We start from the raw sequence: 16,965 nt of genomic DNA, 5'->3' as shown, positions 1-16,965 counted from the left end.
AGTCGGCACCTTGCCGGACCTACTTGATGGCCTCGAGCATCGGGACGACCTGGTCGATGGCGTACGGGATCGACAGGACGGTGTTGAAGGAGAGCGCGGCGCCGATGTCGGGGCTGTCGTACGGGAGGAACAGGTCGCGCTTCTCCTGGTGGACCTTGGTCTTCTTGTACAGCGGGTCGGCCTTCATGGCCTTCTCGGTGTCCGGGGTGCCCAGCCACACCGTGCGGTCGGCCTCCATGACGTCGAGGCGCTCGACGCTGAGGTCCGCGATGTTCTCCTTGCCGAGGGCGGCGCGGTACTTCTCGGAGGTGGTGAAGCCCATCTCCGACAGGAAGATGACCTTCGGGTCCTTCGGCGAGAACGCCGAGAACTTGCCGGGCTCGTAGGGCTCGCCGACGGTGACCGTCTTGCCCTTCCACTCGGGGTGCTTGTCGCGGACGGCCTTGAAGCGGGCGTCGATGCCGGCGATCAGCTTCTCGGTCTCGGCGTTCTTGCCGAGCGCCTTGCCGATCTGGCGGGTCATGTCCTGCCAGGGCGCCTGGTAGTCCTCGTGGCCCTTGGGCTGTGCGACGACCTTGGCGATCTTCGACAGGGTGTCGTACTGCTCCTTCTTCATGCCCGAGTACTGCGCCACGATCAGATCCGGCTTCAGCGCCGCGATCTTCTCCACGTTGTACTCGTCGCGCTCACCGACGATCTGCGGCTTCGCGGAACCCCACAGGTCCTTCGTCCACGGCCACTTGCCGTACGGCTGCTCCTTGAACCAGTCCACCGAACCGACCGGCTTCACACCCAGCGCGAGCACCGCGTCCTGATCCGACAGACCGAGCGTGACGACCTTCTTCGGCTCGGCGTCGATCGTCGTGCTGCCGTACTTGTGCTCCACCGTCACCGGGAAAGCGGCGGACTTCGTGCCCGCGCCGTCCGAGGGCTTCGACTCGGCCTTCTCCGTACCGCCCCCACAGGCGGTCAGGGCGAACGCGGCCACAGCCGCCACGGCGGCACGGGGGATGTTTCTGACGAGCCGCGTCAGCGCGGGGCGTGTACCAGTGGACACGGTGGTTCCTTTCACGGGGGTTTCACGGTGCGTGCTGCGTGCCCGGACCGCCGTGTACGACGGCGCTACCGGCGGGCCGGGCGGGGTGTGGGGGGTGAGGGTGATCCCGGGGAGCCCGGGGGCCCTTTGTACGGGACTCCCCGGGTCGGGGGCTAGCGGGCGGTGCCGACTCCGTCGGCGACCGGCCGGACCTCGTCGAGGACGGGCTTCGGCGTCCGGTCGAGGATCGAGTCGAGGATCTCGCCGACCCGGATCGCGGTGTTGGACAGCAGGGAGGACGTGATGCCGTGGGTGTGCTCGGTGCCACCCTGCAGGTAGATGCCGCAGCGCAGTTCGGGGTCGGTCGCCAGGCGGTAGTCGCGCTCGACCCGGACGCGGCCCTGGTCGTCACGGTGGCAGCGGTCCGCGACCGGGCCGAGGAGGCCGACGGCGTCGGCGCTCGCGTAACCGGTGGCGCACACGACGACGTCGGCGTCCAGCCGGCTCTGCTCGCCGGTGACCAGGGAGGTGATGGTCGCGGTGACCGTGTCGGCCTTCTCCTCGACGTCGGTGAGGCGCGAGACGTTCAGGAAGCGGAGGCGCTCGGTGCCGAGGACCTTCTCCTGGTACGCCTGCCGGTAGAGGTCGTCGATCAGGTCGATGTCCACCACGGAGTAGTTGGTGTTGCCGTGGTAGTCCATCAGCTTGCGCTTGATGTCGTCGGGCGCCGTGTAGTACTCGTCGACCGCCGCGGGGTCGAAGATGCGGTTGGCGAAGGCGCTGTCGTCGGCCGGGCTGTAGCCGTAGCGCGAGAAGACGGCGCAGACCTCGGCGTCGGGGAAACGGCGGTGCAGGTACGCGACGTTCTCGGCGGCGCTCTGGCCGGCGCCGACGACGATGAAGCGGGAGGGGTCGGTGCCCTCGAGGCCGTCCACCTTGGCGAGCAGGTCGGAGTTGTGCCAGACGCGCTCGGTCCGCTCGACGCCCTCGGGCATGAGCGGGCGCAGTCCCGTACCGACGACGAGGTTACGGGCCCGGTGGACGACGGTCTCCGTGCCGGAGCGGGCGGTCACGTCGAGGTACTCGATCACACCGTCGCGTACGACGGGCTCGACGGAGACGACCTCGTGGCCGTACGAGACCATGTCGTCGACCTTGGCCGCCGCCCACTCGAAGTAGTCGTGGAACTCCACGCGCAGCGGGAAGAGGTTCTTGTGGTTGACGAAGTCGATCAGCCGGTCCTTGCTCTGCAGGTAGCGGAGGAAGGTGTACTCGCTGCTCGGGTTCCGGAGCGTCACGAGGTCCTTGAGGAAGGAGACCTGCATGGTCGCGTCGTCGATGAGCATGCCGCGGTGCCAGCCGAAGCGGGGCTGCCGCTCGAAGAAGTGAGCGGTGACCGCCTCCTGCCTTCCGACGCTTGCGTTGTGCTCGCTGAGCGCGATCGCCATGGCCACATTGGACGGCCCGAAGCCGATGCCTATGAGGTCGTGGATCAGTGGTGCGTCGTCAGGAAGAGCCTGAGACATGTCACTCCCATCGTGCGGGACAGCCGCCTGTCAGGCGTGCTGTCAGGCGTGGGGAACGGCGGAGCCCGGGCACGCCGGTGACCCGACTGCCGAGCGGAACTTAGGTAAAGCTAACCTGATCTGGCCGGGCTGTCGACGGGGCAAAACGGACACGAGAGTCGTTCCCCCTCCAAGTGGGCGGGAAATTCGGGCTCGTTGCATCCTTAGGTAAGGCTTGCTTTACTTATCCCGGTCAATCGCTTTTCTGAGGAGGAACCCCTATGCGGGTCGTCATGTTCGGTTATCAGACCTGGGGCCATCGCACCCTGCAGGCGCTCCTGGACTCCGAGCACGACGTGGTGGCGGTCGTGACCCACCCGAAGAGCGAGCACGCCTACGAGAAGATCTGGAGCGACTCCGTCGCCGACCTCGCCGAGAAGCACGGCGTCCCGGTGATCATCCGCAACCGGCCGGACGACGAGGAGCTGTTCCAGCAGCTCAAGGAGGCCGACCCGGACATCATCGTGGCCAACAACTGGCGCACCTGGATCCCGCCGCGCATCTACACGCTGCCCCGGCACGGCACGCTGAACGTCCACGATTCGCTGCTGCCCAAGTACGCCGGGTTCTCGCCACTGATCTGGGCTCTGATCAACGGCGAGACCGAAGTCGGCGTGACCGCCCACATGATGGACGAGGAGCTCGACGCCGGCGACATCGTGGACCAGCGCGCGGTGGCCGTGGAGCCCACGGACACGGCCACCGACCTCTTCCACAAGACGGTCGACCTCATCGCCCCGGTCACGATCGGCGCCCTCGCCCGGATCGCCGCCGGGGAGACCGAGTTCACCAAGCAGGACCGCTCGCAGGCCACCTTCTTCCACAAGCGTGCCGAAGACGACATCCGGGTCAACTGGGACTGGCCCGCCGAGGTCCTGGAGCGCCTGGTCCGCGCCCAGTCCGCCCCGTACCCGAGCGCCTTCACCTTCCACAAGGGGAAGCGGCTCGAGATCGTCTCCGCCGTCGTGTCCAAAGGCCGCTACGGCGGCACCCCGGGCCGCATCTTCTACCGGGAGGGCGAGGGCGTGGTGATCGTCGCCGGCGCCGACGCCCGCACGGGCCGCAACCACGGCCTGGCGATCACCCGCGTGCGGACCGAGGACGGCCGCGAGATGCCCGCGACGGAGTACTTCACCTCCATGGGCGGCTATCTGACCAGCCGTCCCTGACGCCTGGGGACCCCCTCAAGAACACCGGCCCACCCCGGACGGTCCCGGGGTGGGCCGGCGACCGGCGATGACACCGGGACCGTCAGGGAGTACGCCAGCCGCGGAAGGTGACGTGCTGCCGGGTCTTGAAGCCGAGGCCTTCGTAGAGGGCGATCGCGCCGCTGTTCGCCTCGGCCACGTGCAGGAAGGGGCGCTCGTCGCGCGCCACTATCCGCTCCACGAGCGCGCTCACGAGACGGGCGGCGTATCCGCGACCGCGTACCTCCGGCGCGGTGCAGACAGCGCTGATCTCGGTCCAGCCCGGCGGCCGGAGCCGTTCGCCCGCCATCGCCACCAGCGTGCCGTTGTCGCGGATGCCGAGGTAGGTGCCGAGTTCGTGCGTGCGCGGCCAGAAGGGTCCCGGCCGGGTCCGCGCGACGAGATCGAGCATCTCCGGCACATCCTCCGCGCCCAGCTCGACCACACCGATGTCCGTCCCGGCGCGAGGGCGAACGGGCCGACCCCTGCCGGGCCATGTCATCTGGCGGCCCTCGAGGTCGAAGACCGGCTCCCAGCCGGACGGTTGCCCGACCGGGCAGCTGAACATGTCGGCGAGTTCACCTGGACCGAGCAGCCGGGCCAGGTCGTCCCAGGCCGCCTCGTCCGCGTCGGTGGACACGGCGGAGAAGGTCGCGACTCCCGGCTCGTATGTGGCGGCCCGGCCGAGCCGGCGGGCGAAACGCGCGTGATGACCGCCGAGTGACTGGCCCACCGGGTCGTCAAGTGCCGGGTCGTCGCAGTTCATCTCGCTGTACCTCTCGTGTCGTGCGCGGGAGCCGGTCGCCCGGGCCACTCGGCGCCGACGAGCTCGGACCGTACCGTCCCGACGGTCTCCCCTGGGCCGGACAACGCTACCGGACCGCTGCCCGCACCCCGGCCGACGGGCTCCCCGGCCCGACCTGCCCGACCGACCCGACCGGGGACGTCACGGCGTCACGGGGTAGAAGAGCGGCATGGACAGTACCTTCTGGCTCGTCGTGGCCGTGCTTCTCCTGCTCGTGGTGGCGGGGTTCGCGGCCGTTCTGCTCGTCCGCGTCTTCCAGGCTCGCAGGCAGCTGCTGGACGCCGGTGTCCCGCTGCGGTCCAAGGCCCTCTTCTGGGCAGCGGTGGTCTACACGGTCTCGCCGATCGACCTGATCCCGGACCCCGTCTACCTGGACGACATCGGCGTACTCCTGGTCGCCCTGCGGGCGCTGCACACGGCGGCCGCCCGGAGCGGGGCGGAGCCCAAGGAGCTGCCCCGCTGACGGTGTGTCCGGGTGGAGGGGTGTCCGGGTGGAGGCCTCCGTGGCCGGTCCCCCCGGGCCGGCCTCAGGAGGGCAGGTTCTGTTCCGCCCAGACCACCTTGCCGGTCACGGTGCGGCAGGAGCCCCATCGGCGGCACAGCATGTTGATGAGCTGGAGGCCCCGGCCGCCCTCGTCGCTCAGGTCCGCGTGCTGGATCTGGGGCAGGTCGGGTCCCGTGTCCGAGACCTCCACGACGAGGCGCTCGCCGCGCAGCAGCCGGAGTCGGCCGGGGCCGTTGCCGTACCGCAGGGCGTTGCCCACCAGTTCCGAGACGACGAGTTCGCACACGTCGGCGAGCTCCGTCAGATCCCATGCCGCGAGCTGCTCCGTGACCAGGCCCCTGGCGACGGACGCCGCGCGCCCTTCCCGCGGCAGCTGCCACTCGCGCAGGTCGGCCGGGTGGTCGGAGGCGGTCGAGGCGGTCGAGGCGGCGGAGGCGGTCGTCGCGATGAGGAGCACGGCCTCGTCGAAACGGGTGGCGGTGTCGGCAGGGGCGCACTCGATCAGGCCGCCGCCTTCGAGCGCCTCGGGTGTCAGGCCGCGCGCCGCCGATCGCAGCCGGTTCAACTGGTGGTCCAGGTCCGCCTGCCGGGACTTCACGAGACCATCCGTGTACATGACCAGATTGCCGCCCTCGGGGACGGTCAGCCGGATCGGGTCGTACGGAATCACTCCCGTGCCGAGCGGCGCGCCGATGGGGACGTCCGCGAACTCGGCGGAGCCCTGTCCGTCGAGCAGCAGCGGTGGCAGGTGCCCGGCGCTGGCCAGCGTGTACGTGGAGTCGGCCGGGTCGAACACGGCGCAGAGGAAGGTGGCGACCTGCTCGTCCTCCAGGTCGCGCGTGGCGAGGTCGAGCCGGGCCAGGACACGCTCCGGAGCCATGTCCAGGGTCATCAGGGTGCGGGCCACGGTCCGCAGACGCCCCATGGTGGCAGCCGCGGGCAGCCCGTGGCCCATGACGTCGCCGACCATGAGGGCCGTACGTCCGCCGGGCAGGGCCATGACGTCGTACCAGTCCCCGCCCACTCCGTGGTGGGCCGTCGAGGGGGCGTACTCGGCCTGCACACGCAGCCCGGGCGTGACCGGGGTCGCGCGCGGCAGCAGAGTGCGCTGCAAGGAGACGACGTGCTCGCGCTCGCGCCCGTACAGACGAGCGTTGTCGATGTAGACGGCGGCCTGGGAGGCCAGCTGTTCCGCCAGTGCGAGGTCGGTGGTGGAGAACGGTGGTGTGCCGGGGCCGCGGACGAAGTCCGCGCTGCCGAGCAGCAGCCCGCGGGCGATCAGCGGCACGGCGAGATAGCTGTGCACTCCGGCGGCCCGCATCTTCGCCGCGGCGCTCTCCGTCGGCGCGACCTTGATGTAGTCGTCGTTCCTCATCCGGCTCAGCAGCACCGGCCTGCCCTGCCGCAGGCAGTAGCGGTGGAGCAGCGTCTCGTGCGCCTCTTCCGCGCGGGCGGAGGTCTCGCCCACGGGGGTGGGCTCCAGGGAGGACAGCTCCTCGATGGCGCAGATCGCGGTGGCCCGCATGAGCGGGACGCCCGTACCCGTCCAGCGTGAGCCCTCGTCGCCGCGCAGGACGCTCTCCAGGATGTCGACGGCGGCGCCGTCGGCGAAGCTGGGCACGGTGAACTCGGCCAGCTCCTGTGCGGTGCGCTCCAGGTCGAGGGTGGTGCCGATCCTGGAGCCGGCGGAATTCAGCCAGGCGAGCCGGCCGCGTGTGGTGATCCGGTCGAGGGGGACCTCTCCAGGGCTCCGGCCGAGCCGCCTACGGGCGCCGGCCGAGCGGCGCGCCACGGCACCCCTCCCGGCCGAGGCGCGGCTGGTCAGGCGCCGTCTCCCCTTGCCGCCGTTCAATGTTTCGGCCTCCAGACACGAACTCGACCGCTGTTGGTGCCCAGCATGCACCTCTTCCCGTCCGATTGCGCCGATCCGGCCACGGGAACCCGGCCGGACCGGGCCGGAGACGGCATCGGACTGCCGACACACGCCGGGGGTAGTCACTCACCGTCACCGCACAGGGAGGTCCGCGCCGTCCGGCGCTCGCCGCTGGTTCTCGCCGCCGCTACTCGCGTAGTGCGTGTACGGGACGTAGCGAGGGTGTGACGCCCCGCGCCTATTTCGCGTACCAGTGCCCGAGGCTGTTCGCTCCCGCGTCCGCGGCGCGCTGAAGGGCGTCCGGGCGGCCTGTGATGCCGTGCGGCAGGTACGCGGAGCGGACGTCCAGATCCCATCCGTGCACCTGGACCGCGAGCGTCGTCAGCGCGAGGGCGTCGAGCGGCAACAGCGTGCGCGGTGCCGGGTCCGGGCCCACGCTCTCGCGGTGGACGACGAGCCGGTCCGCGAGAGCCCGCTCGAAGGCGGGTCGGTCGTCGTCGAGCAGGACACGCAGCAGTCGCTGATCCGGCGTCAGCGGCGCGGCAGCGTCGAGGCGCTCGGCGGCGCCGGCTCGCTCCTGCGGATCCGGCTTGCGCAGCGGTACGGTCGGCCAGTCGCGGGGCAGGTGCCCGCTCGCCTCGGTCAGGTAGAGACAGAGCGAGTCCATCGCGGCCAGGTCGGCCGGCTCCGACGTCGAAGGGTGCCTCGAATACGGCACTCCCTCGCGGATGGCGCGGGCGAAGTCACCGCGCAGGAGCAGCCCCGCGACCCGCTGCCAGTCCCACACCAGTCCGCTGACCACGACCGCTGCGAACGAATCCAGCCACGTACGAGCCGTGGGTGCCTCGTCGATGACGTCCTGGAACGCCAACTCCTCGCTGGTCAGCTCCTGTCCGACGAGCGGGAAACTGATCTCCTGGTCTCCGTCGGGGTAGCAGCCGAGGCTGATCACGCCCAACGAGCACTCCGCGGCGGTCCGCAACGCGAGGCGCGAGGTGTCGTCGAGTCCGGGCTCCGCCACCGTCCGAGCGGCGACGTGATCGAGCAGCTCGTCGGCCATGTCCCGCAGCCGGTCGAGGCGGAAGCTGCCGTAACGCATGCTGTGCCACCTCCCGAAGGCACGCCCCTCGATGTCGTCGAGAGCCTGAGCCATGCGTGCTTCGCTCAGCTCGTGAACCGCCACTTCCCGCACAAGTGCCGTCCCTTCACGATCGATCCACCATCGAGCGGCACGCTATCAGCGGCCTCGGACACCGCTCCCCGCCCGCCCGACCTCACTGGAGGGCGCACCCACTCAAGACGGCTGCCGCAGGGCTCGACCGCGGTGAACTGCCGCCGCTGCGGGGCTTCGTGGGCAACGCCGGCACGCAGTACACGAACGCGCTGACCGAGGGACCCGACGGGTTCGAGGCCACCTTCGCATCACCATGCTCGCCAACCACCTGTCCCGGTTCGCGATGCGTCGCATCATGCCGGTGATGACCCTCACCCCCTTCGCCTCCAGCCGCAGCGCCGCGGGCCGCCGCCTCGCCGACGTCGTCGAGCGGGAACGGACTCCCGGCGATGCCGGTGGGGTGGGTCACAGATCCAGGACGAGGCGCGGGCAGGCGGCGCGCGAGACGCAGAGGAACATCGTGTCGTTGCGGGCCTGCTCGGCGGGGGTGAGGAGGGAGTCGCGGTGGTCCACCACCCCGTCGAGGACCGCGGTCTCGCAGGTGCCACAGGTGCCCTCCCGGCACGAGGACAGGACCCGCACACCGGCCTCCTCGACCGTCTGGAGGACGGTCTTGTCCGGTGGGACGGTCACCGTGATGCCGCTCCGGGAGAGTTCCACCTCGAAGGAGGCCGAAGGGGCGTCGTCCTCCCGCGCCTTCGGCGTGAACCGCTCGATGTGCAGCGTGCCCTCCGGCCAGGAGGCACACCGCCGCTCCACCGCGTTGAGCAGGGGTTCGGGACCGCAGCAGTAGACGAGGGTGCCGGGGGCAGGGCTGCCGAGCAGCCCGTCCAGGTCGAGAAGGCCGGTCTCGTCCTGGGGGCACAGTTCCACCCGGCGCGGGTGGTCCGCGGAGAGCTGCCCGGCGAAGGCCATGGCCGCGCGGCTGCGTCCGCCGTACACCAGCCGCCAGTCGGCGCCCCGCCGCTCGGCGGCGGCGATCATCGGCAGGACCGGTGTGATGCCGATGCCGCCGGCGATGAACAGATAGCGGGGGGAGTCGACCAGCGGGAAGTGGTTGCGCGGGCCGCGCACCCGGACCGTGTCGCCCTCGGCCAGCGTGTCGTGCACATAGCGGGAACCGCCCCGGCTCTCCGGCTCGCGCAGCACGGCGACCTGGAGGACGGAGGCGTCCCCCGGGTCCCCGCAGAGCGAGTACTGCCGTACCAGGTCGGGGCCCAGCACCAGGTCGATGTGGGCGCCGGGGCTCCACGCGGGCAGCCGCTCGCCGGAGGGGTGGGCCAGGCTGAGCCGGACGACGCCCTCGGCGAGGGGCTCCTTGCGCACCAGAGTCAGGTCGAGCTCGACCTCGGTGCGTCGCGGACTCGTGAGGCCGGGGCGGTTGAGGCCGGGGCGGTTGAGGCCGGGGCGGTGGTCCTCGGGGTGGCCCAGCAGCCAGTCCCACAGCTCCACCGGGTCCTCGAACTCCCGCCGCGCACCGCAGTGACAGACGGCCAGCAGCCGGTCGGTACCGAGCACCCAGTGGACGCGGTGGACGTTCTCGCCGGAGAGGGCGGGTGGGTGGAGGGGGGTCATGGGGCCACCGCCCGGGCCTGCGTCGCGGCCCCCTGCGCTGCCAGGCGGGCGAGGATGCGGCGGGCGGCGAGTCCGCCGGTGTCGATGTTGATGCTCAGCTCCTGGTAGCCGGCCTGCTCGGAGTCCAGGGACTTCTGCAGCACGTTGAGGGCCACGACGTCCTGCATGACCACCGTGTGGTTGTTGGTGCGCAGGAAGTCGGTGACGTCCTGGTCGTCGAGGGCGAAGTCGCGGGCCACGGCCCAGAAGTCGTACGTGGTCTTCTCCGTCGACGGGGTGATGCCGTAGACGACTTCGACGTGGAAGGCGTGCGGGTCGCTGCCGTCCGGATTCGGGCCGGGTGCGCCGACGGGCGCGACGCGTGAGTGGAGCAGGTAGAGACAGGGCGCGTGGTACTCGACGTCCTGCCAGCGGGTGATCCGGCCCTCGATGCCCGTCGACTTCGCGTAGAACGGCGGGCATTCGGCGTCGTCCATGTGGCGGCTGACGTACACGATGCCGACCGTGTCGTCGACCTCGGTGGTGATGGGCGTCTCGGCCACCTCGGGCGTGCCGATGTAACCGCCGTGCAGGTACGTCTCGTGGGAGAGGTCCATGAGGTTGTCGACGAGCAGCCCGTAGTCCGCGTCGATCGGCTCCATGCCCGACACGACGGTGTAGTCGGGCGAGTCCATCCACGGGGCGCGGGGCGGCAGGGTGTCCCCCGGCTCGCGGTCGCCGATCCACACCCACACGAAGGAGTCCTGCTCGACGACCGGGTAGGTCTTCAGGCGGGCGGTGCGCGGGACGCGCTGCTGGCCGGGCACGGAGACGCAGCCGCCGTCGGTGCCGTAGGTGAAGCCGTGGTACCCGCACACCACCCGGTCGCCGTCCAGCCGGCTCGGCGCCTGCGACAGCGGGAAGCGCCGGTGCACACAGCGCTCCGACATCGCCACCGGCCGGCCGTCCTCCGTGCGGTACAGCAGGATCGGTTCGCCCAGTACGGTGCGCCCGAGCAACTCTCGGCCGACCTCGCGGCCGTAGGCGGCGACGTACCACTGATCGCGTACGAAGGCAGTCATGATCGTTCCTTCCGGAGTGGGGTGTTCAGTGCGTGGTGCCGGCCGCCGGGGCCGCGGCGGCGGGCTCCGTGTGCGCTGCCGTGGCGGGGCGCAGCAGCAGGAGGAGGGCCGCGGTGGTGATGAAGATCAGGCTGACGGCCAGGTAGAGGTTCTGCGGGGTCCAGCCGGCGTCGAGCATGCCGCCCGCGACGGTCGGGGCGAGGATCGCGCCGACGCGGCCGACCGCGAGGGCGCTGCCGAGTCCGGTGGCCCGGATTCCTGGGCCGTACGTGGCCGGGGTGAGGGCGTACAGACCGGCCACGCAGCCGTTGGCGAACAGGCCGATCACCGCGCCGAGGGCGAAGGCCGCCCCCAGCGAGGACGTCGAGGCGATGAAGGCGGACAGCATCACGGCCGTGGTGATCAGGTAGGCCATCAGGACGGAGCGGAGCGCGTAGCGGGCGGCGAGGGCCCCGAGCCCGGCCGCGCCGAAGATGCCGCCGAGGTTGAGCAGTGTCCCGCCGGTCAGGCCCTGGGTGCCGGACAGGCCGGCCTCGACCAGCAGGGTCGGCGTCCAGCTGGTCACGAAGTAGAAGCCGGCCATGACGAGGAAGAACGCGGACCAGAGCAGCAGCGTCGAGCGGCGCAGCGCGGGTGAGAGCAGCTCGCGGAATCCTGCCCCGACTCCGGACGGTCCGGCGGTGGGCTCGGGCAGGCTCTCCAGCGGCGGCTGGCCCATGCGCCGGGCCAGGGCGTTGATCCTCTCCAGGGCGCCCTTCGGCCTGCGGGAGGCCAGGAAGTCCACGGACTCGGGCAGGCAGAAGTACGCCAGCGGGACGGCGACGGCGGTGGCCAGGCCGCCGGTCAGGAAGACCGAACGCCAGCCGAACTGCCCGATCATGCCGACCGCGAGCAGCCCGCCCACGGTGGCGCCGACCGCGTAGCCGGTGGAGTTGAGGCTGACGGCGAGCCCGCACCAGCGGCGGGAGGCGTATTCGCCGGCGATGACGTTGCTGCCCGCCAGGACGCCTCCGATGCCGACGCCGGTGAGCACGCGGAGCGCTCCGAGCTGGGCGGGTGACTGGCTGACCGAGGAGAGCAGCATCCCGGCGGCGGCCAGCGCCAGGCAGCCGAGGATGACCGGCCGGCGGCCGATCCGGTCGGCCCACGGGGCGACGCAGAGGGCGCCCAGAGCCATGCCGACGAGGCCCGCGCTGAGCAGCAGCCCGAGCTCGGAAGAGCTGAGTTCCCACTCCGCCGACACGGCTTTTCCTGTGAAGGCCATGACGAGTACGTCGAAGCCGTCGAGCATGTTGAGCAGGACGCACACCGCGATCGCGCCCCATTGGAAGCGGCTCATCGGCCCCTCGTCGAGGGCGGCGCGCAGAGAGGGGCCGGTCACCGGACGGTTCCGGAAGGATGGGGAGAACCGGAAGGCTGGGGAGAAGAGGGTGGCAGAACCATGGCAGCACTCCGTTGTCGACTGCGTGGTGGTCGTCGACACCCTCCGCAAGGGCCTACGGGGAGTGGGCACGGGTGCGGCCCCGGCGGACCGGGGCCGGGCGTCGACCGGTGCGGACCATCGTGGGGTCGGCGCCCTCGGGTCACCATGGGTCTTGCCGGATGCCGGGAAACATCTGCGAAACACCGGCCCTGGCCGCTGGGGCTCGGCTCGCCACACGGCATGGGCGGTACGGAAGCTCAGGCGCGGGACGGCGGGGTTCAGACCTGCGGCGTGATCATGGCGCGGGACATCGCCCGGGCGCTGGTACAGACGAGCCGGGCCAGCGCGTGCGCGGAGGTGCTGCCGTGGCGTACCACCAGCGAGACCGCGGCGATCACTCCACCGTCACGGCCGTGCACCGGGGCGGCGACCGACAGGGCGTCCATCGTGACCTGGCGGTCGCTGACCGCGTAGCCATGGGTCCGCGTCTCGGCCAGCATGCGCCGCAGCTCGCGCGGATCGGTGACCGTGCGGGGCGTGAAGCGCTCGAAGGGGCCGGCGAGCGCCTGCTCCTGCACCTCGGCGGGGGCGTGCGCGAGCAGTACCAGCCCGACGCCGGTGGCCGTGAGGGCGAAACGCCCGCCCACGCGCGTCAGCACGGGCACCGCACCGGACCCCGCGATGCGCTCGACGAAGACCACCTCCGTACCCTCGCGCACCGCGAGCTGAACGTTCTCCCGGGTGATCTGGGAGAGGTCCTCCAGGAACGGCAGCGCCCGCTCGCGCAGGCCCTGTCCGCGCGGCGCGAGGGAGGCGACTTCCCACAGCCGCAGGCCGACGCGGTAGTACCCCTGGTCACCGCGCTCCAGCGCTCCCCAGGCGATGAGCTCACCGAGCATCCGGTGCACGGTCGACACCGGCAGCCCGGACCGCCGGGACAGCTGGCTCAACGTCATCTCCGGGCAGCTCGCGCTGAACGCCCCGAGGATCTGCAGGGCGCGGCCCAGCACGGGTCCGGTGGCCGACTCGGAGCCGCGGCGACGGGTCATCGGGGCGCCTCCTCCGTCCGCCGCCGGTGAGGACTCCTCATCGGCATGCTGCGGCTCACGTACGAGCGAGTCTTCCAAGGCGCCCTCACCGATTCCCGACTGTGCGAATCCCGACTGTGCGTTCCGGTCGGCCGTCACGCGGCCGTCACGCGGCCGCCCGCGGCGGCCTGACGGCCTTTTGCAGGCGACTCGTCCGACGCCGTGGCGGTCAGTGTGCAAGAAGGTCGCGGTCACGTCGAGACGTCGAAGGAGCACGTGGTCCCGGCCCGGGATTCGTCCGTACGGGGCCAAGAGCCTCGGAACACGTGAACGACCGATGGGGCGCGGTCCGTTGACCAGCCGTCGAGCCGCCCCTACGTTGAACCGCATTCCGGCACGATTGATTCGCATCACGGAACCTGGGAGGTTCTCGTGGCTCTCGCTCCTGCTGTCTCTCCTCTCTCTCCTCTCTCCCGCTTCACCGTCGACGGGCGTTCGGTCGTCATCACCGGCGCCACCGGCGCCCTCGGCAGTGCGGCGGCACGCGCCCTGAACGCCCTGGGAGCTCGGCTCACCCTCGCCGGTGGCAACGCCGACAAGCTCGACGCGCTGGCCGGGGAACTGGACGGGCCAGGACCGGTCGAGACCGTCCGGCGCAGGCCGGACACCCCTGACGATGCCGAGGCGATCCTCTCCGCCGCGGTGAAGACGTACGGTGACGTGCACGGTCTCCTCGTCGCCTCGGGCACGAACCACGTCGCGCCGATCACCGAGATGAGGGTCGAGGACTTCGACGCCGTGCAGTCGGCGAACGTCCGTGGCTCCTGGCTGATGTGCCAGGCGGCGGGGCGGCGCATGCTCGGCCGCGACGGCGGGGGCAGCGTCGTACTCGTCTCCTCCACCCGCGGCCGGCTGGGTCACCCCGCCGGGTACTCCGCGTACTGTCCCTCCAAGGCCGCGGTCGACCTGCTCGGCCGCAGTCTCGCCGCCGAGTGGGGCAGTGCCGGAGTCCGGGTGAACGTGCTGGCTCCCACCGTCTTCCGCTCCGAGCTGACCGCCTGGATGTACGAGGACGACGAGAAGGCCACGGCGACCCGCGAGGCCATGCTCGCCCGCATCCCGCTGGGCCGGCTGGCCGAACCGGAGGACTTCGCCGGGGCGTTGATCTACCTGCTGAGCGACGCCTCCTCGTTCGTCACCGGACAGGTCCTGTACCTCGACGGGGGGTACACCGCATGCTGACCATCGCCGTCGGCGTCGCCGGGGCCGTCGACGGCAGCACGGAACTCGCCGAAGTCGTCACGGAAGCCGGCCTCGTCGTCGAGGTCGTCGCCGAGAGCCTGGAGGGCCAAACGGCAACCGGGCCCTCGTCCACCGGGCGGGTCGCCCTGGCCCGCGGCGTGGACCTGCCCCTCGCCGGGGTCGAGGAGACCGAACAGCTCCTCGGCCTGCCGGACCGCAAAAACTGAGGAGACAGGAGACAGAGGGGCCTGGACGCCGTGCCACCGAACCGCACCCGTACGGCAGGCTGTCCGGGGACGCGGCGCGAAAGGAACACACACCATGACGGCGGTTGACGAGCAGTCCAGGCCGGGGCGCGGCAGTCCGAGCGGCATCCAGGTCATCGCACGCGCGGCTGAGGTGCTGCGCCTGCTCCAGGCGGCCCCGTCCGGCCTCACCCAGGCCGAGGTGGTCGAACGGATCGGCCTCGCCAAGTCCACGGTCCACCGCATCCTCGGCGCCTTGGAGGCGGAGGGGCTGGTGACCGTGGCCGGCACCGGCGGGCGGTACCGACTGGGCCCGGAGATCCCCCGCATGGCCGCCTCCGTGCGGTCGGCGATGATCGTCGACCTGCGCCCCCACCTCGAGGATCTGTCCCGCGAACTCGGGGAAACCATCGACCTGTCGGTCATGGAGGACCACCAGGTCGTCTTCGTCGACCAGGTCGTCGCCGACCGCCGACTGCGCGCGGTCAGCGCGGTCGGCGCCGGTTTCCCCCTGCACTGCTGCGCCCCCGGCAAGGCACTGCTCGCCGCCCTCCCGGCGGCCGCGCTCGCACACGCCGTACCGAACCGGCTCACCCCCGAAACCCCCCACACCCTGACCACCCGCACCGAGCTGCACCGCGAGCTCGACGACATCCGCCGCACCGGCGTCGCCTTCGACCGCGAGGAGCACACCCTCGGCATATCCGCGGCCGGCGTCGCCATCCGCACCGCGGCCTGGGGCACCGCGGCCATCAGTGTGCCGACCCCGACACAACGCTTCGCCGGGCGCGAACAGGCGATCAGCGATGCCCTGTCACAGGCCAAGGAGCGCATCGAAACGGACTTCGGCGCCATGATTCCGCCCCTGTGACGACGCGTCGCTCGACTCCGGCCACGCGCTTCGCGCGTCCGCCTCCCCCTCTCGATGAAGCGCCGCCGCCAGGTGCGGACCGTGTCCGGAGCGATCCGCAGCCGGCGCGACGCCTCCGTGATCGAGTGGCCCTCGGCGCACTCCAGCTCGATCCGCGACCGCTGAGCCAATGCCTGGGCCGTGGTGTGGCGGCGTAACCAGCCCTCCAGCACCGCCCGTTGGACATCAGTAACCGGCAACGGCGGAATCTTCGGACCCGGACGACTCAGGTCACTAGGGGCGGTCTGTGATGTACCAGAGGCGGTCGACGGTCCACCACGGTTCGAGCAGGCCGATGTGACTGTCGTCCGCGTTGCGGTCCTTGAGGCCCATGGACCAGCTCTCACCCTTCAGTCGGATCTGGTAGAGATCACCCCTGCGCTCGATGGACCATTCGCGCTTGGCGCCCGTCGGGTCGCCGCTTTCGAGGTACACGTCGCTCTTCCAGCCCAGGGTGTAGCCGCCCTGGGTCTCGTTGTTCCGCTTCGGTTCGAGGTAGCGGCCGCTGTCTGAGTTCTTGATGGTGTAGACACCCTCGTTGACGCGGGTGAACTCCCAGGTGTAGTAACCACCGACCTTGTTGTAGTCCTGGCGCCATGCCTGGGCGATGTGGCGGTTTCCGTTGGCGTCGTTCGGGGTGAGCAGGCCCCCGGACAGGGCGCTGACGATCACCTTCTTGCCGTCGGTGAGGCGGCCGAGGTCGCCCGGCTGGTTGGGCTGCTGCGGCTGGTCAGGACGGGGGTTGGGCATGATTGCGCTCCTGTTGTGTCGAGATGCGTTCGGACGGAGTTGGAGCCTGTCCGGCTCCGGGACGTGCCGGTGGGCGGGCGGGCGGGTCAGTACACCGATGCCAGGTGGACCACGGCGCCGTAGCCGGCGCCCAGGCGCAGGGACCTCTTCGTGCCGTTGTCCGCCAAGGCCCGGTAGTCGTAGTGGCGGATGTGTCCGCCGTCGCCGGAGGTGGTGATGGCCACGTCGACTCGCTCCAGGTGCCACACGTCGTCCTTGTCCTTGTGGCTGAAGCGGATGTAGGTCGGGAAGCGGTCGAGGTCGGAGGCGTGCAGCTGCGGGTTGCGCGGGTCGTTGTCGCCGGGATTGGAGACGTTGGCACCCTCGCCCAGGACGAAGGTCTCCGTCGTGCCCTCCGACGAGGACGGGAAGTTGTCGGCCGGCGTATCGAGGAGGAACTCCCGGCCCCCGATACCGAGGTACACCCAGCCGTCAGTCCCCGAATCACTTCCGGCAGCCGTCCGGACGGACGCCTCGATCTTGGTGATGTTTTCTTCGGCCATGCGCTTTTCTCCCTTCTGTTTTCCTGGTTGCCGCTTGTGGAGGC

The 16,965-nt window shown here is 70.8% G+C and carries 16 protein-coding genes and 1 pseudogene; 5 read left to right on the top strand and 12 right to left on the bottom strand.

Translation table 11 applies throughout. The features are described from left to right. Positions 1-19: 19 nt before the first annotated feature. Together ACF06X_RS12535 and ACF06X_RS12530 are read right to left on the bottom strand one after the other, a co-directional pair. Positions 20-1,057: an iron-siderophore ABC transporter substrate-binding protein gene (locus ACF06X_RS12535; protein ID WP_392287220.1), complete on the bottom strand. Its 1,038-nt coding sequence runs from the start codon at positions 1,055-1,057 to the stop codon at positions 20-22. Between the two features lie 152 nt (positions 1,058-1,209). After that, on the bottom strand, positions 1,210-2,562 hold the full coding sequence (locus ACF06X_RS12530; protein ID WP_392287219.1) for a lysine N(6)-hydroxylase/L-ornithine N(5)-oxygenase family protein: 1,353 nt from the start codon (positions 2,560-2,562) through the stop codon (positions 1,210-1,212). A gap of 260 nt (positions 2,563-2,822) precedes the next feature. Between ACF06X_RS12530 and ACF06X_RS12525 the strand changes: the two genes are divergently transcribed. Continuing rightward, positions 2,823-3,770 carry a methionyl-tRNA formyltransferase gene (locus ACF06X_RS12525; protein WP_392287218.1) on the top strand — a complete coding sequence of 316 codons (948 nt, stop codon included), beginning with the start codon at positions 2,823-2,825 and terminating at the stop codon, positions 3,768-3,770. A gap of 82 nt (positions 3,771-3,852) precedes the next feature. Here the strand turns inward: ACF06X_RS12525 and ACF06X_RS12520 are convergent, their stop codons facing one another. Next, a complete protein-coding gene (locus ACF06X_RS12520; protein ID WP_392287217.1) occupies positions 3,853-4,554 on the bottom strand; it encodes a GNAT family N-acetyltransferase in 702 nt (233 codons plus the stop codon). A 208-nt stretch (positions 4,555-4,762) separates the two neighbouring features. On the opposite strand from ACF06X_RS12520, the gene ACF06X_RS12515 reads away from it, so the two are divergent. Beyond that, positions 4,763-5,056, top strand: coding sequence for a YkvA family protein (locus ACF06X_RS12515; RefSeq protein ID WP_392287216.1), 294 nt, complete (start codon positions 4,763-4,765; stop codon positions 5,054-5,056). Positions 5,057-5,120: 64 nt separating this feature from the next. On the opposite strand, the gene ACF06X_RS12510 is transcribed toward ACF06X_RS12515, so the two are convergent. The 6 genes from ACF06X_RS12510 to ACF06X_RS12485 form a co-directional block, all read right to left on the bottom strand. Next, complete coding sequence (locus ACF06X_RS12510) at positions 5,121-6,950, bottom strand: SpoIIE family protein phosphatase (protein ID WP_392287215.1); 1,830 nt, start codon at positions 6,948-6,950, stop codon at positions 5,121-5,123. A gap of 259 nt (positions 6,951-7,209) precedes the next feature. Continuing rightward, positions 7,210-8,163, bottom strand: a complete 954-nt coding sequence (locus tag ACF06X_RS12505; RefSeq protein WP_392287214.1) for an immunity 49 family protein — start codon at positions 8,161-8,163, stop codon at positions 7,210-7,212. Between the two features lie 387 nt (positions 8,164-8,550). Then, positions 8,551-9,720 carry a PDR/VanB family oxidoreductase gene (locus ACF06X_RS12500; protein ID WP_392287213.1) on the bottom strand — a complete coding sequence of 390 codons (1,170 nt, stop codon included), beginning with the start codon at positions 9,718-9,720 and terminating at the stop codon, positions 8,551-8,553. After that, positions 9,717-10,781, bottom strand: coding sequence for a Rieske 2Fe-2S domain-containing protein (locus tag ACF06X_RS12495; RefSeq protein ID WP_392287212.1), 1,065 nt, complete (start codon positions 10,779-10,781; stop codon positions 9,717-9,719). The genes ACF06X_RS12500 and ACF06X_RS12495 overlap by 4 nt, the downstream gene beginning before the upstream one ends. A gap of 25 nt (positions 10,782-10,806) precedes the next feature. Beyond that, positions 10,807-12,162 (bottom strand): MFS transporter, encoded by a 1,356-nt coding sequence (locus ACF06X_RS12490; RefSeq protein ID WP_392287211.1) that lies wholly within the window; start codon positions 12,160-12,162, stop codon positions 10,807-10,809. Between the two features lie 320 nt (positions 12,163-12,482). Continuing rightward, on the bottom strand, positions 12,483-13,253 hold the full coding sequence (locus ACF06X_RS12485) for an IclR family transcriptional regulator (RefSeq protein WP_392287210.1): 771 nt from the start codon (positions 13,251-13,253) through the stop codon (positions 12,483-12,485). A 411-nt stretch (positions 13,254-13,664) separates the two neighbouring features. Here ACF06X_RS12485 and ACF06X_RS12480 point away from each other — a divergent pair, with 411 nt between their 5' ends. From ACF06X_RS12480 to ACF06X_RS12470, 3 genes are all read left to right on the top strand, one after another. Beyond that, positions 13,665-14,474 carry an SDR family NAD(P)-dependent oxidoreductase gene (locus tag ACF06X_RS12480; RefSeq protein WP_392287209.1) on the top strand — a complete coding sequence of 270 codons (810 nt, stop codon included), beginning with the start codon at positions 13,665-13,667 and terminating at the stop codon, positions 14,472-14,474. Continuing rightward, positions 14,468-14,701, top strand: a complete 234-nt coding sequence (locus ACF06X_RS12475) for a hypothetical protein (protein ID WP_392287208.1) — start codon at positions 14,468-14,470, stop codon at positions 14,699-14,701. The genes ACF06X_RS12480 and ACF06X_RS12475 overlap by 7 nt, the downstream gene beginning before the upstream one ends. A 94-nt stretch (positions 14,702-14,795) precedes the next feature. Continuing rightward, positions 14,796-15,590: an IclR family transcriptional regulator gene (locus ACF06X_RS12470; RefSeq protein WP_392287207.1), complete on the top strand. Its 795-nt coding sequence runs from the start codon at positions 14,796-14,798 to the stop codon at positions 15,588-15,590. 68 nt (positions 15,591-15,658) lie between these two features. Here ACF06X_RS12470 and ACF06X_RS12465 read toward each other — a convergent pair. The 3 genes and pseudogenes from ACF06X_RS12465 to ACF06X_RS12455 all read right to left on the bottom strand — a co-directional run. After that, positions 15,659-15,802: pseudogene (locus ACF06X_RS12465) on the bottom strand (IS630 family transposase); the annotation flags it as partial. A 61-nt stretch (positions 15,803-15,863) separates the two neighbouring features. Continuing rightward, positions 15,864-16,379 (bottom strand): RICIN domain-containing protein, encoded by a 516-nt coding sequence (locus tag ACF06X_RS12460; RefSeq protein ID WP_392287206.1) that lies wholly within the window; start codon positions 16,377-16,379, stop codon positions 15,864-15,866. A gap of 86 nt (positions 16,380-16,465) precedes the next feature. Then, positions 16,466-16,921, bottom strand: coding sequence for a hypothetical protein (locus ACF06X_RS12455; protein WP_392287205.1), 456 nt, complete (start codon positions 16,919-16,921; stop codon positions 16,466-16,468). Between the last annotated feature and the right edge of the window lie 44 nt (positions 16,922-16,965).

This window comes from Streptomyces sp. NPDC015346, from assembly GCF_043078785.1.
Lineage (GTDB): Bacteria > Actinomycetota > Actinomycetes > Streptomycetales > Streptomycetaceae > Streptomyces.
The sequence above is the reverse complement of the archived record's forward strand: the minus strand, read 5'-3'. Positions and strand labels throughout refer to the sequence as shown.